This window comes from Pusillimonas sp. MFBS29 (genome assembly GCF_020687695.1).
Classification (GTDB): Bacteria; Pseudomonadota; Gammaproteobacteria; order Burkholderiales; family Burkholderiaceae_B; genus Pusillimonas_C.
Genome location: NZ_JAJEWL010000028.1, coordinates 1 through 719 on the forward strand (window position 1 = coordinate 1; position 719 = coordinate 719).

A 719-nucleotide genomic window follows, 5' to 3' on the forward strand; every position below is an offset into this window, starting at 1 on the left:
CGTCCTTCTTCTCGTCCTTCGGCCAGCCCTTCCATTTTCCACTGGTGGGTCCAGGAGCGGGAGTGTTCGGTAAGCATGTCCTTGATCTCCAGTAAGTCGTCGACCTGCGGTAGATCGACTTCAGGTAGTGCGCGTGGTAACAGCACGTGGCGTGTCCAGCTGGCAAATGCGCGGCGCAGCATGGTGTCTGCCTGGGTGTAGTTATACACCTTTTGAATGAGCTGTTGCACATCCTGGATGCCGCGATTGTGCTCCAGGCGAAACAGCAGTGTTGCCAGATTGTCTTCGGGCAGCTTTCCGGCTTCAAGCAGTGCGCCTTCGTCGACCAGCAAGTACCGTAGTTGTGGAATGTAGCGGCGCAGGCCTGCAGATTTGTTGCCTATCAGGTCGGCAATATTGGCTGGCGCGCTCCAGCGCGGTGTGCCGCTGTAGATGACGACCGGGATGGTGATGGGTAGCGACTGATGGTGTTTGATAAGTTTTCTGGTACGTAGCGCTTCGTAAAGCAGGCCCTGGTAGGTGAATACGCGCAGTGCCATGTAATAGTCTATGGAAGACTGGTGTTCGATCATCAGCAGCAGATACACATCGGCGCCGTCCAGCCTGGGCAGGCGCCAGACCAGATCGCCGTGGCGCTGGCGCAGCGTGTCGCTGATATAGTCGGTGGGCAGGGGTTCGAGCTTGCTCCAATCGAGCAGATCAAGCCACGGGGCATTGAC

At 57.4% G+C, this 719-nt stretch carries 1 protein-coding gene; it reads right to left on the bottom strand.

Annotation, left to right across the window (positions count from 1 at the left end):
* Positions 1-719: Rpn family recombination-promoting nuclease/putative transposase (locus LKR43_RS16150; protein WP_227685201.1), on the bottom strand; the 719-nt coding region annotated here is incomplete at both ends.